Origin of the sequence: Stenotrophomonas sp. SY1, assembly GCF_021202945.1 — a bacterium.
Classification (GTDB): Bacteria; Pseudomonadota; Gammaproteobacteria; order Xanthomonadales; family Xanthomonadaceae; genus Stenotrophomonas.
The window spans coordinates 1,851,041-1,864,300 of the sequence record NZ_JAJOYR010000001.1 but is presented as its reverse complement, the minus strand read 5'-3'; the positions used below and the strand labels follow the sequence as shown (position 1 = coordinate 1,864,300).

The 13,260-nt window shown below is 65.3% G+C and carries 12 protein-coding genes and 1 tRNA gene; 4 read left to right on the top strand and 9 right to left on the bottom strand.

Features of this window, described 5'->3' with window-relative positions; translation table 11 throughout:
• Positions 1 to 5 precede the first annotated feature (5 nt).
• On the bottom strand, positions 6 to 332 hold the full coding sequence (locus tag LR961_RS07795) for a YerC/YecD family TrpR-related protein (RefSeq protein WP_232147867.1): 327 nt from the start codon (positions 330 to 332) through the stop codon (positions 6 to 8).
• Positions 333 to 608: 276 nt separating this feature from the next.
• Positions 609 to 2,015 (bottom strand): histidine--tRNA ligase, encoded by a 1,407-nt coding sequence (gene hisS, locus LR961_RS07790; RefSeq protein ID WP_232147865.1) that lies wholly within the window; start codon positions 2,013 to 2,015, stop codon positions 609 to 611.
• A 111-nt stretch (positions 2,016 to 2,126) separates the two neighbouring features.
• On the opposite strand from hisS, the gene LR961_RS07785 reads away from it, so the two are divergent.
• Positions 2,127 to 2,885 carry a helix-turn-helix domain-containing protein gene (locus LR961_RS07785; RefSeq protein WP_232147863.1) on the top strand — a complete coding sequence of 253 codons (759 nt, stop codon included), beginning with the start codon at positions 2,127 to 2,129 and terminating at the stop codon, positions 2,883 to 2,885.
• 354 nt (positions 2,886 to 3,239) lie between these two features.
• On the opposite strand, the gene thrC is transcribed toward LR961_RS07785, so the two are convergent.
• The 7 genes from thrC to LR961_RS07750 form a co-directional block, all read right to left on the bottom strand.
• Positions 3,240 to 4,541, bottom strand: a complete 1,302-nt coding sequence (gene thrC / locus LR961_RS07780) for a threonine synthase (RefSeq protein WP_232147862.1) — start codon at positions 4,539 to 4,541, stop codon at positions 3,240 to 3,242.
• 187 nt (positions 4,542 to 4,728) lie between these two features.
• On the bottom strand, positions 4,729 to 5,679 hold the full coding sequence (locus LR961_RS07775) for a homoserine kinase (RefSeq protein ID WP_232147860.1): 951 nt from the start codon (positions 5,677 to 5,679) through the stop codon (positions 4,729 to 4,731).
• Positions 5,679 to 8,183, bottom strand: coding sequence for a bifunctional aspartate kinase/homoserine dehydrogenase I (thrA, locus tag LR961_RS07770; RefSeq protein ID WP_232147858.1), 2,505 nt, complete (start codon positions 8,181 to 8,183; stop codon positions 5,679 to 5,681). The genes LR961_RS07775 and thrA overlap by 1 nt, the downstream gene beginning before the upstream one ends.
• 89 nt (positions 8,184 to 8,272) lie before the next feature.
• Positions 8,273 to 8,413: a hypothetical protein gene (locus LR961_RS07765; RefSeq protein ID WP_232147856.1), complete on the bottom strand. Its 141-nt coding sequence runs from the start codon at positions 8,411 to 8,413 to the stop codon at positions 8,273 to 8,275.
• 249 nt (positions 8,414 to 8,662) lie between these two features.
• A complete protein-coding gene (locus LR961_RS07760) occupies positions 8,663 to 9,607 on the bottom strand; it encodes a DMT family transporter (protein ID WP_232147854.1) in 945 nt (314 codons plus the stop codon).
• Between the two features lie 32 nt (positions 9,608 to 9,639).
• Entirely contained in the window at positions 9,640 to 10,371 is a 732-nt protein-coding gene (locus tag LR961_RS07755) for an AraC family transcriptional regulator (RefSeq protein ID WP_232147853.1), read from the bottom strand.
• Between the two features lie 141 nt (positions 10,372 to 10,512).
• Positions 10,513 to 10,589, bottom strand: a tRNA-Arg gene (locus LR961_RS07750).
• A gap of 260 nt (positions 10,590 to 10,849) precedes the next feature.
• Here LR961_RS07750 and LR961_RS07745 point away from each other — a divergent pair.
• The 3 genes from LR961_RS07745 to LR961_RS07735 all read left to right on the top strand — a co-directional run bounded on the left by LR961_RS07745 (position 10,850) and on the right by LR961_RS07735 (position 13,258).
• Complete coding sequence (locus LR961_RS07745; protein ID WP_232147851.1) at positions 10,850 to 11,356, top strand: hypothetical protein; 507 nt, start codon at positions 10,850 to 10,852, stop codon at positions 11,354 to 11,356.
• Positions 11,357 to 11,522: 166 nt separating this feature from the next.
• Positions 11,523 to 12,557: a polysaccharide biosynthesis/export family protein gene (locus tag LR961_RS07740; RefSeq protein ID WP_232147849.1), complete on the top strand. Its 1,035-nt coding sequence runs from the start codon at positions 11,523 to 11,525 to the stop codon at positions 12,555 to 12,557.
• Positions 12,558 to 12,664: 107 nt separating this feature from the next.
• On the top strand, positions 12,665 to 13,258 hold the full coding sequence (locus LR961_RS07735) for a YjbF family lipoprotein (RefSeq protein ID WP_232147847.1): 594 nt from the start codon (positions 12,665 to 12,667) through the stop codon (positions 13,256 to 13,258).
• The last annotated feature ends 2 nt before the right edge of the window (positions 13,259 to 13,260 follow it).

The window sequence follows — 13,260 nt, the reverse complement described above, 5'->3', positions numbered from 1 at the left end:
ATGTCTCAGTTGGATTCGGTTCTGCGCGCGGCCAGGCGCTCGATGGCGGCGGTGTAGCCGCCAGCGCCATGTTCGAGCGAACGCGCAACCCGACCGATGGTGGTGACGCTCACCCCGGTCAGGTCGTAGATCTCGCGGTAGGGAACGCCCTTGCGCAGCAGCGGCACCACGCGCCAGCGGTCGGCCATGGCCTCCAGCTCGGCGGGCGTGCACAGATCGCGCAGGAACGCCTGCACGTCCTGCGGCTTATCCAGCGCGGCCAGCGCACGGGCCAACGCCTTCAACGGCGCATCGGAGGCCTTCTCACGTTCGGAATCAGGGCGGGTTTTCATATGTGCCAATGTATTAGCGTGCTAGCACGTTAGTACAAGCTTCCAGCCGCGTCAAATCCGGGCCGTTCAAGAATCCGCGCAGGAGCGGCCCTGGCCGCCATGCGGGTGCTGCGACCAGCGGTCGCCTGAAAAGCCCGCAAGGCAGCCAGGTTGATGGCTGTTACACCATCGGTTTCGCGGCCAAGGCCGTTCCTGCGAAAAGGCCGCCAATGTTGCTGGGCCAAAACGCGGAAGGCCCCGCAATGCGGGGCCTTCCGGGTACAGCGGACGGATTGCTCAGCGCGCCATGGCGCGGGTCTGCTCCAGCTCCACCAGCAAGGTGGACGCCAGTTCGTCACGGGCCACTTCGAACTGCTGCTCGCGCAGCAGGTCCTTGACCGCCACCACGCCCCGCGCAAGCTCATCCTCGCCGGCCAACACCACGAAGCGGATACCCGCCTTGGCCGCGTACTGGAACTGCTTGCCGATCTTCTTCGGCTCCATCTGCACTTCGGTATTGATGCCACCGGCACGCAGGCGACGGGCGATGTCCAGCGACTGCGGCATGGCCGCCTCGTCCATCAACGCGACCATGGCCTGAACGCTGCTCTCGGCGATACCGTCGATCAGGTTGGCCTCGCGCAGTTGCCAGAACAGGCGGGTCAGGCCGATCGAGATACCCACGCCCGGCAGCCTGGACTTGGTGTAATGGCTGGCCAGATCTTCGTAGCGGCCGCCCGAGCAGATCGAGCCGATCTGCGGGTGATCGCTGAGCGTGGTCTCGTACACGGTGCCGGTGTAGTAATCCAGGCCACGGGCAATGGAGAAGTTGAGGCAGTACGCCGTTTCCGGCACGCCCAGCGCCTTCACCAGCTCCAGCACCTCACGCAGTTCAGCCGCACCGACGCGCAGCGATTCGCCGGCGCCCTCCCCGGCCTCTGCCAACACCGCGTCCAGCTTGGCCAGCGCATCGGTATGCGAGGCCGAACGCACTTCGACGAACGCAAGGATCCGCTCCACCGCTTCAACCGGCAGTCCGAAATCCGGGCCGACAAGAGTTTCGCGCACGTAATCGGTGCCGCGCTTGTCGAGCTTGTCGACCTCGCGCAGCACCAATGCCTGCTGCTGCGGATCGCTGACGCCCTGCGCCTCGAAGAAGCCGCGCATCAGCTTGCGGTTGTTCAGCTGGATCGCGAAGTTGCCGATTCGCAGCTCGGAGAACACCGCGTGAATCACCGCCAGCACTTCGGCGTCGTAACGAATGCTCAGCGTGTCCTTGCCGATCACGTCCACGTCGCACTGGTAGAACTCGCGGAAACGGCCGCGCTGGGCGCGTTCGCCGCGATAGACGCGCTGCATCTGGTAGCGACGGAACGGGAAAGTCAGTTCATGTTCGTGTTCAGCCACGTAGCGGGCCAGCGGCACGGTCAGATCGAAGCGCAATGCCATTTCCGGCAGGCCGGTATTGCCGGACTCGGCCGCATTGGCCAGCGCGCCCGTGGACTGCACGAAATACACCTGACGCTCGGTTTCGCCACCGGATTTGGTCAGGAGTACGTCCGACAGCTCGAACACCGGCGTCTCCACCGGCAGGAACCCGAAGCGCTCGTAGTTGCGGCGGATGACGTCCAGCATGCGCTGGAACGCGATCTGCTCGCGCGGCAGCAATTCCATGATGCCGGGCGGGGTACGGGGCTTGATCACGGGCGAAACTCCTGCAACTCAGTGGGGTGGACGACCTCCAATTCTAGCGCCAGCCCGCCCCGCTGGCCGCATGAAGTATCATTTACGGCTCCCCTGCCCCGTATCGAAGCCATGTCCCGGCCCGCCTCAGGCCCCGAGCAATCCAGCACCACGTCCGTTCCTGCGGAAGGCAACGGCGTGGGTGAGTGCCTGCACTGCTCGATACGGCACCTGTCGGTGTGCTCGGCCCTGTCCTGCGACGAGGTGCAGGCGCTGGAGCGGATTACCACCTCCATGCCGGTCCCGATGGGGGCCACGCTGGCACGTAGCGGCGAGCCACGTGCGCACGTCTTTACGGTGACCGAAGGCGCGTTGCGGCTGGTACGCACCCTGGCCGATGGCCGCCGCCAGGTGAACGGCTTTGTCCTGCCCGGCGATTACCTGGGCCTGAGCGGCAGCGACCACCACCGCTACGACATCGAAGCCATCGCCGAGAGCCGCGTCTGCCGGGTACCCACCTCGCAGATGCGCGACCTGCGCCAACGCTACCCGCATCTGGAACGCAAGCTGTTGCAGCGCGCGTGCCAGGAACTGGACGCCGCCCAGGACAACGCATTGGCACTGGCGCGCCTGCAGCCTCCGGAGCGACTGGCCGATTTCCTGCTGCGCCTGGCCGCCCGCGAAGCCACCCTGCTGGGGCGCCAGGGCAACCGGGTCTCGCTGCCGATGGGGCGTGGCGACATCGCCGACCATCTCGGCCTGACCATGGAAACAGTGAGCCGCACCTTCACCAAGCTGCGTCAGCAGGGGTTGATTGCCCTGCCGCATCTGAACGTGGTGGAGATCCTCGACTTCGCGGGCCTGCAGCAGCTCGCCAACGACCAGCTTTGACGGATTGACTCCCCTTCGGGAGGAGCTTCTCGCCTGTCGCAAACCCCATTGCCATCGCTGCGCCCACCAGGCCAGGCGGCGCTTTCGTGCCTCTCCCTTTGATGAAGTACAGGCGCGGGGACGGGAGAAGTGAGCTTCTCTCCAGCCTGATGCGGCGTGAGCTTCGCGGCTCACGCCGCTCCTACAACAGCGGAACGGCCGACCAGCGGAACGATGGACTTGCGCGACGGGCATATCGCCGCAACGCTGCCCCGCCCCCCCCCTCCTTTGGCAGAGCCATGGGAGGGACGAGCTTTTCGGCAACCTGATGCGGCAGCGGCTTCGCGGCTGAAGCCGCTCCTGCGGCAGCTGCGATCAGCTATTGAGCAGCCGCTCACGCAGCGCTGCGTACTCCGGCGGGCAGGGTTCGGCATGTGCCGGGCGCTTGAGCAGTTCTGCGAGCGCTGCCGGTACCGGCACTTCACGGCCGATCAGCGGCTCGACCACCGACTCGAACTTGGCCGGGTGCGCGGTCGCGGCAACTGCCCAATGCTCGCCTGCGGCAGCTTCACCACTGGCGCGCAGTTGCTCCAGCACGTTCACCGCCGTGGCCGTATGCGGGCAGAACACTTCACCGTACGCACTGTAACGACAGGCAATGGTTTCGCGAATGGTGGCGTCATCCACCGCGCGCGCGAAGAATTCCGTGCGCAACGCCGCATCGTCGCCCTTGTATAACCAGCGCAGCCGCTCGAAATTGCTGGGCGCGCCGACGTCCATCGCATTGGCAAGCGTCGCCACGCTGGGCTTGGGTGCGTACTGACCGCCTCCGAAGTAATCGGGCAACACGCGATTGGCATTGGTCGCCAGCAAGATGCGGCCCAACGACACCCCCAGCGCGCGAGCCATGACCGCAGCCATCGCATTGCCCAGGTTGCCGGTGGGAATGACGACGTTCAGCGGCGCCTCGTGCCTGGCACGATGCTCCAGCGCGGCATGGGCGTAGTAACTCATCTGCGGCAGCAGGCGCCCGAGGCTGATGCTGTTGGCCGAACTCAACGGCACCTGCGCCTGCAGATCAGCATCATTGAGCGCCTGCTTGGCCATGGCCTGGCAATCGTCGAACGAACCGGCCACGCGCAGCGCGCGGATGTTGCCGCCCAGGCAGCCCAACTGATGCGCCTGACGCGGCGACACGCGCCCATCCGGGTACAACACCACCACTTCCAGATTGGGCTGGTTGTGAAATGCGGCAGCCACCGCGGCGCCGGTGTCGCCCGAGGTGGCCACGATGATGGTCAGCGGGCGCTCCTGCCCCGCACGCAGACGCGACAGGCTGGCAGCCAGGAAACGCGCACCGAAGTCCTTGAACGCTGCGGTGGGGCCGTGGAAAAGCTCGAGCACATGATCATTGCGTGTGGCCAGCGACTGTAGTGGCGCCGGGAAATCAAATGCCTGCTCGCAGATGCCCGCCAGCTCGGGCTCCAGGGCGTCGCCGGCAAAGAACGGTTGCAGCAATGTGGTCGCCGTCGCTGCCAGCGAGGCTCCGGCTGCCAACGTGCGCGCGGCCGGCATCTGCTGTGGAACGTACAAACCGCCATCGGGTGCCAGGCCTGCTGCGATGGCCTGGCTTAGGGAGACGGCCGGGGAAGCGTTACGGGTGGAAATGAAGTTCATTGCGGTTTCCGGAAAGTTGTTCGACTGAGCGGTGCTGCCCTCACCCCAACCCCTCTCCCGCTTGCGGGAGAGGTGCTTCAAAACGCATGCATCCGCTTGCGTGAGTTGGCTTTTGAGACACGTGCACCCGCTTGCGGGAGAGGCTTCAGGCAGGTTGCAGCCGCCGATGAAAGGGAGTCGTGGAAGGCTAGAGCAGCGATGCCCCCGGGCTGTTCAATGGCGTTACCCAGCTCTGGCTCTCGAAACCTGCCGCCGCGAACGCCACCTGCACTTTGGGCGCAGCGGCCAGCGCAGCATCACGGTTTTCGTACCAGGCAAAGACACTGGGGCCGGCACCTGAAATACTCGCGCCCATCGCGCCCGCCCCCAGTGCCGCCTGCTTGGCAGCATCAAACCCTCCAATCAATGGCGCGCGACGCGGCTCGACCAGCACATCGGCCAGCCCCGCCCGCACCATGCCGGCGTCACCGGCATGACAGCCGGCCAGCACCAGCGCCAGATTGGTGCTTTGCGCGACGAATTCCCTGAGCTCATAAGCGCCCTGCAATGCGGCCCGCGCACGGCGCGTTTCCAGCTGGGCGTCCGGATGCACCAACAGGCTGTGCCAAGCGGCCGGCACCGGCACCGGCACCAGCCGATCGAGCGTGGACAGCACCAGCCCACCGAGGAACATTGGCCCCAGGTTGTCGCCATGGCGACTGCCGCTGGCCACCGCCTCGCCTTCCAGCGAGTACAGGTACAACTGCTCCCGGCTCAGCGGAACGTCCAGCAGTGCATTGGCCGCGACCAGCGCTGCCACGCACGAAGCTGCGGAGCCACCCATGCCCGAACTCAGGGGAATGCCCTTGTCGATTTCGATCTCGAAACCGAACGGCAACGCCAGTGCCTGCCGCAATGCGATCAACGCCGCACCGGCGGTATTGCTGGCCGCATCCATCGGCAGGTCCACCGCCGCTCCGCGAATGGCGACGATGCGCACCTGTGGTGCGTCGATGCGACGCACGGTGACCGTGTCGCCGACGCCCTGCACCGCATAACCGAGCAGGTCAAAACCCACCGCCACATTCGCCACCGAGGCCGGTGCGAATGCGCGCACCTCGCGCAGATCCTTGCCCGCTGCGGCGCTCGCACCTTCCATCACAGCCGCGCCCCCTCGCCTGCGGCGACCCGCAGCACGTCGGCAAACACGCCGGCAGCGGTGACCTCCGGCCCGGCGCCCGGGCCCTGCACCACCAGCGGGTTGTCGCAGTAGCGGCCCGTGGTGAACTGGACAACGTTGTCGGTGAGGCGCAGGTTGGCGAATGCATGGTCGGCCGGCAGCTCAACCAGGCCCACGCTCGGCGGCTGGCCGGGTTTGAACTGCGCCACGTAACGCAACACGTTGCCCTTGCCCTTGGCATCGGACAGACGCTGTGCGAACACCGCATCCACCTCCGACAGCCGCGCCATGAAGTCATCCACGCTCGCGCCCTGCAGGCTCGCCGGCACCAGGCTTTCCACCGCCACATCTTCCAGGCTCAGGTCGTAGCCTGCTTCGCGTGCCAGGATCACCAGCTTGCGCGCCACGTCCATGCCGGACAGGTCATCGCGCGGGTCCGGCTCGGTATAGCCCATGCCACGCGCCTGCGTGACCAGTTCGGAGAACGGCACGCTGCCGTCGTACTTGTTGAACAGCCAGGCCAGCGTGCCGGAGAAGATGCCGGCAATGGCGGTGACTTCGTCGCCGGTATCGACCAGGTCGCGCAAGGTGGTGATCACCGGCAAACCCGCACCCACCGTGGCCTCGTAACGGAAGCGCGCGCCGCTGGCTTCGGCCGCGGCGCGGATGGCGTGGTAACGCGGCAGCGGGCCGGCACCGGCCTGCTTGTTCGGCGTCACCACGTGGATGCCCGCGGCCAGCCAGCCGGCGTAACGCTCGGCCACATCCGGGCTGCCGCTGCAATCGACGATCAACGTATGCGGCAACCTTGCCGACAGCAGATGTTCGGTGAACTGGTCCAGGTCGGCCGCCTGCGAGGAAGCGGCAAATGCCCGCTGCCAGTCGCCATGCAGGCCACGCTGATCCAGCAGCATGTGGCTGCGCGAGGTGATCGCACGCAGGCGCAGGTCGAGCTTGGCCTTGGCCAGCAACTGCGGCTGGGCGGCATTGAGCTGGTCCAGCAGCGCGGCGCCGACATTGCCGGGGCCGATCACGCCAACCGAGAACGTCTGCGGCGACAGCCAGAACCCCGCATGCGCCGCGCGCAATGCCTTGGTCGCGTCCTGTGCATCGATGGCCACGGAGATGTTGCGCTCCGAGGAGCCCTGCGCGATGGCCAGGATATTGACCTGCGCGCGCCCCAGTGATTCGAACAGACGCGCGGCAACACCCGGCTGCCCGGCCATGCCATCGCCCACCGCTGCCAACACGCTCACGCCTTCGGTCAGCTGCACCCGCTGCACCTGCCCAGCCGCCAGCTCATGCGAGAACCCATGCAACAACGCATCGCGCGCGCGCTCGGCTTCGGCCTGTTTCACCACGCAGCAGATCGAATGCTCGGAGGAACCCTGCGAGATCATCACCACCGATACATGCGCATTGCGCAACGCTGCGAACACGCGCTCGGCGGTGCCCGGCACCCCGATCAGCCCGGTTCCTTCCAGGTTGAGCACCGCCAGATCCGGGCTCAGCGTCAGCCCCTTGATCGGGCCATTGCTGGAACTGCTGCCGGTGATGCGGGTGCCCGGATGATCGGGTTGGAACGTGTTGCGGATGATGATCGGCAGGCCACGTTCAATGGCCGGCGACATGGTCTGCGGATGCACCACTTTCGCACCGAAATAGGCCAGCTCGCAGGCTTCGTCATAGCTGAGCGCCTCCAACTGCACCGCCTCCGGCACCACGCGCGGGTCGGCCGACAGCACGCCATCCACGTCGGTCCAGATATGCAGTTCGTCCGCATCAAACAGTGCGGCAAAGATCGCACCGGAGAAATCACTGCCATTGCGACCGAGCGTGGTGATGTTGCCCTTGCGGTCACGTGCCACGAAGCCGGTCACCACCAACCGCTGCGCCGGATGCGATTGTCGCCACTGGTCGAGCTTGGCGGCGCTGGACTTCCAGTCCACGTCCACACCCAGTTCGCCATGGTTGACCACCAGAACGTCCCGCGCATCGAGCACCTCGCACTGCTGGCCCAGTGCCTGCAGGTGATGACCCAGCAGATGCGCGGAGAACACTTCGCCCAGGCCCTGCACACGGTCCAGCACTTCCTGCGGCAGCTCGCCGATCACGGCCAGCGCAGCCAACACTTCATGCAATCGCTCGAAGCGGGCGTCCAACCATTCGATGGTCAGCCCGGCGTGTTCGCCCAGAAGCGATACCGCGGCGGCACGGTGCCGCGCACGCAGTTCGTGCCAGCGGTCATCCCACAGGCCATCGCCGGCTGCCGACAAACGCGCCAGCTCGATCAGCGCATCGGTCACCCCTTTCATCGCCGACACCACCGTCACCTGGGTGGTCTCGTCACGCGCCAGCAGCAGTTGCGCCACATGCCGATAGCGATCGGCGTCGGCGACGGAAGTGCCACCAAATTTATGGACGACGGTGCGGGCGGCGACGGCCGCAGCGGGATCGACGAGTGAAACGGCAACTGACGACATCGGATGAACCTCGGCTGGAGGCCCCGACACGCATCTGGATGGAGTTCCCCCGCATCCTGATCCGGTTGCGGGGCCGTGGTTTTCGGAAATTACGCGAAGACGACGGGCCGCACCGGGTTAATGGTGACGGTAATAGTGGCGGTGGTAATGGAGCTGCCCTGCGCCCACGCACGGGCACGACCGCCGGTCATCGGCGACTGCTGCGTGGCGAGGGACTGGATGGCGCTCATGCGGACAAGAGGACTACAGCCGGCGACGGACTGTCAAGTGCTGCACCGCAAAACGTCGATTGCAGGCAACGTCGGCGAAGCCGCTGTTAAAAGTTGCAAATGCCACCAACGGCGAACGTCGGCCATCTACGTTGAAGCAGCCTGAAACAGGCTGCCGAGTCACTGAATATAGATTTCTCTCCACGCGTGGCTGGTTGCAAACGAAAGCAACCTTTCAGCGGTGCTTTCGCTGCCCACCGCGCGGAAAGCTCAGGCCGATTCAGCCGCCGCCGGTGCCGGCCGATGCGCTGCCGCGCTCCAGACCACGCCGGCGACCAGGCACACCGCCGCCAGCACTTCGGCCGCCACCGGCCAGCGCTGCTGCCAGAGGAAGCCGTAGACCAACCCGAACAGGGTTTCAAATACGATCATCTGCCCGCCCAAGGTCAGCGGCAGCGCCCGGCTGGCCCGGTTCCAACAGGCGTTGCCCAGGATCGACGCAAACACCGCCACTGCCGCCGCCATCGCCCAGAATCCAGCCCATTCGCTGCCCGAATGCACCTTGCTGTCGCCCAGAAACGCCACCGGTGCCAGCAACAAGGCCAAGCCACCAGTGGCCACGCCGGTCAGCAGCGACCAGTCATGGCCGGATACATTCGGCACCCGCGCCAGCCAGCGCGTATTGGCCACCGAATAGGCCGTCCACGACACCAGCGCGCCGACGCCACACAACAGCCCGATCAATCGTTGTGTGGCGCTGGTCTGCACATGCGCCGAACCCATCGCCTCGTACCCCATCAACACCACGCCGGCCACGCACAGCACCAAGGCCGGTGCCAGGCGCGACAACGGCACCGCGCCAGGTTCGCGCGCCCCCACCAGCGCCACCAGCACCGGAACCATGCCGACGATCAAGGCGGCCGATGCGCCGCCACTCCATTGCACGCAGATCGACAGCAGCACGAAGTAGATGATGTTGCCCAGCAGGCTCAACCACGTCAGCCCGGTCCATTCGACCTTGCCAATGGTTGCGCGCAGTGAGGGCCAGCGCGGCACCAGCAGGATCACCGCGACCAGACCGTAGACAAGATAACGGGCGGCAGCCAGTTGCAGCGGCGAGAAACCCGACAGCACCGCCGGGGCCAGGAACACCAGGCCCCACAGCGCGCCGGAAGCCACGCCATTGGCGATACCCACGCCCATTGAACGATTCATTGCCTGCCACACATCAGATCGGGCCGCGCAGTTTAGGCCGGGGTCACCGATGTGTCTTGACCGAGGCTACTGCCCTGCCGGCGCCATTGGCTCGGGCTCAGACCGCTTTCCCGACGCAGCGCACGGGTCAGTGCGCTGTGCTCGGAATAGCCTGCCCGCAACGCGATATCGCTGATGCTGGCGTCGCCACGCAATAGTTCCTGCTTGGCCCAGCGCAGCCGTGCCGCACCCAACCAGGCCTGCGGCGATACGTCGAATTCATGGGCAAACAAGGCATGCAGGCGACTGCCACTGACACCCACTTGGGCCGCCATCCGCGCCACCGACCAATCCGCGCCGGGACATTGCCTGATCGCCGCACACAACGCCTGCAAACGCGCACCGCTGCCTGCGGGGGCGAAGTAACGCAGCAGTTGCGGCAGCGGATCAGCCTCGGCGTCCTGCGCATGGATGTGCTGCAACTGCTGCCGGATGTGCTTCGGCAACGCCAACCAGCGCTGCTGACGCAGGTGTTCGAGCGTGTCGTCATCCAGTGCGCCCGGATGGCAGTCGATGATCAGGCAGCAGTTCTCGCCCTGGCCTTCCAGGTCATGGCTTTCACCTGGCGCGACAAAGGCCCCCTGCAGCAGATCCAGGCGCCCGCCACGACCGCCGACTTCGAACTGAAGATCACCCCGCACCGGCAGCACCCACTGGGCGTAGTCATGGCGCTCCAGGCCGGTCGGGGCCGGGTAGCGACGCAGGTGGCGGAAGGTGGACGGCATGGCGGCAGTCTGCCCGCGCTGTGGACATGGCCGCAACGCTTCGATAAATGGGAAATGACCACAAGCCGGAGATCGCATTGCACCGGCTGCACCGCCGGGCCGCCATAAACCGCCTCGACGCGGCAGGACAGGATGCTGAATTGGTGGCCCCGACACGATTCGAACGTGCGACCTGTCCCTTAGGAGGGGACCGCTCTATCCAGCTGAGCTACGGGGCCAATTTGAGGGCGACAAGAGTACAGGCAAGCGCCGGCTCCGGCCAGCAAAACACCCCGGCACCAGGCCTCAACACAACCAACACGATGTCCCTGCCAACACGCAGCTCCCAACTGCAACCCCACCTTTGTGCCTGGCGCGGCGCCCTTGAAGCAGCACAGCCTCGCCAAGCTAGGACGAGACTGATTGACACATTTGGTGAGCAAAAGAAATATGACCGGCGTTTTCCATCTGACGGAATAGGAACCCCCAAATGAAAAAAATGCTCGCCACCCTGACGCTGCTGGGGTTTCCGTTCTGCGCGCTTGCACAAACAATCCCGGCTACGGCCACGGCTGCCGCTGCTTCAGGCAATTGGACCGAGCAGGTGCCGACGACCCAGGCCGTTGCGCAGGAAGTTCCACAGCAGCCCGAATCCGAGCCGTCCAGCGACCCCGCCCAGGATCCGGCCGCGCATCAGGAGGCCAACGTCCCGGAGGCGCCCTCTGCTGACAATCTCGCTCAACAGGCCTCGGCAGGCGACCTCGCAGAAGTGGCCGACCAGAGCAACCTGTTGACCCAGGAAGCCGTCGCCGAAGGCGCCACGGCCGACGGCATTGGCAGTTACGAAGTCGCCGGCGCTCAACAGGCTTCCGCCGCCGCCACTGGCGCATTGAGCACCGGTGCACTCGTCGGTATCGGCGTTGCCGCCTCGGCCGTGCTCTATGGCGCCATCTCCGGTGGTGATGACGACTCCTCCGGATCACGCGGCCCCACGGGCACCCGATAAACCATCCTCAAGCTCGACCTACCGCCCCTCCGGAAAATCACCGGAGGGGCTTTTTGTCTGCCCTCGCCGGCCAGGAATACACACCAAGATGGACAGCAAACGCCCAGCCATTGCCGCCGCTTTGGCCCTGCTCCTGTCCGCGTGCCTCTGGGCCCCTGGCCAACACATGCGCAGCAGCGGCTTGGCGGCAGCCAGTGACAGACCCATTGCTCCGGATCAGGTCGAACTGGTCCCCATCACCGCAAAGCTGATCGCGATGGACGAAGCCGCGCGGAAAGCCCCTTCACTCGCGGCTTCCCTCACCAACTATCGCCCCGGTCCCTACGTGCTTGGCCCCGGTGATGTTCTCTACATCACCGTCTGGGATCACCCTGAACTGACCGTCCCGGCAGGACCTCAGCAACAGCTCAATGCCGCTGGGCGCTTGGTGCAATCCGACGGCACGTTGTTCTATCCCTACATCGGCACTGTCATCGCCTCTGGCAAGACGCCGACGGAACTGCGACAGGAGATCACCATGCGGCTTGCCCGATACGTGGAAGCGCCGCAGGTGGATGTCTCGGTACTCACCTACGCCAGCCAGCGAGTATGGGTAACCGGTGCCTCGCGCCAAGCGGCTATCCTCGTGCTGACGGTCACGCCATTGACGTTGGCTGAAGCCATCAGCCAATCCGGGCTGGATCCGACCCAGGCAGATCTGTCTGGCATTCGCCTTACCCGCGACGGAGTCACCCACGTGCTTGACCTTGGCCGCATGAGCGGGGACGGAAGCGGCGAAGGCCACCTGTTCCTGAAGGCCGGCGATCACGTCCACGTCCCGTATCTGGACCAGAAGGAAGTCTTTGTCGTCGGCGAGGTGAATCAACCTGGCGCACTGAGCTTCCGGACCGGTGGCATCTCGTTGAGCCAGGCATTGGGTCGCGCTCGCGGACTGCTGCAATCCACCGTCAATGCAAATTCGGTCTACGTCATCCGCGGCTCCCGCGACCTGCAACAGGCCCCTTCGCAGGTGTTTCAACTTGAAGCCAGGTCGCCGGCCGCATTCGCGCTGGCCAGCCAGTTCGAACTGAAGCCCGGTGACGTGGTGTTTGTCGGCGCGGCGGGGGTCACACGCTGGAGCCGCTTCGTGAACCAGTTGCTGCCGTTCACGACCATCGTCAGCAACGCTGCCAGTACACGCAACGATCTGGACAGCAACTGATCGCAGCAATGACATGTCTCAAGCCTTTGGCTGCCACACCAACAACGCGCTTCACCCGTAGCTGCACGTTCGCACTGCTGGCCCTGGCACTTGCCGGGTGCGGCAGCATGGGACGCACCACCCTGCAGACCGTACAGCTGGCTCTTCAGGGCAAGCCCGACATACGGCCCGATCCCGTAGCCGTCGCCGCCAATCGATTTCCGCAGATGAAGGTAAACGGACCGGCCGGCGGAGCGATTCTCGTCCTTGGCCATGTCAGGCACGGCCGCCAGGCCTGGTACAGCAGCGAGCGCAGCATCGTCTTCATGGAACGCGGGCTGGTGGTGGCCACGCACGGTGGCACTCCCGAACTGCGGGACATGGTGATAGAGGGAAACAACCCGTTCGGCGCATTGCACATGGTCGAGCCCGGCACCCGCGTTCGGCGACGTTATGACGTGATGCCGGGCTATCGCTATGGCATGCAGGTACAGGGAACGCTACAGCCGGTGGGCCAGGAAGAAGTAACGATACTGGGGCATACCCGATCGCTGCTTCACATACGCGAACAACTGCAAAGCGACCACTGGCGCAGCAGTAACCACTACTGGATTGATCCCGATAACGGCTTCATCTGGAAAAGCGTGCAGGCCATCGCACCGGATACCCAGCTGCAGATCATCCAGCTCAAGCCCTATGCCGTGGACCTGCGACGGCAATGATC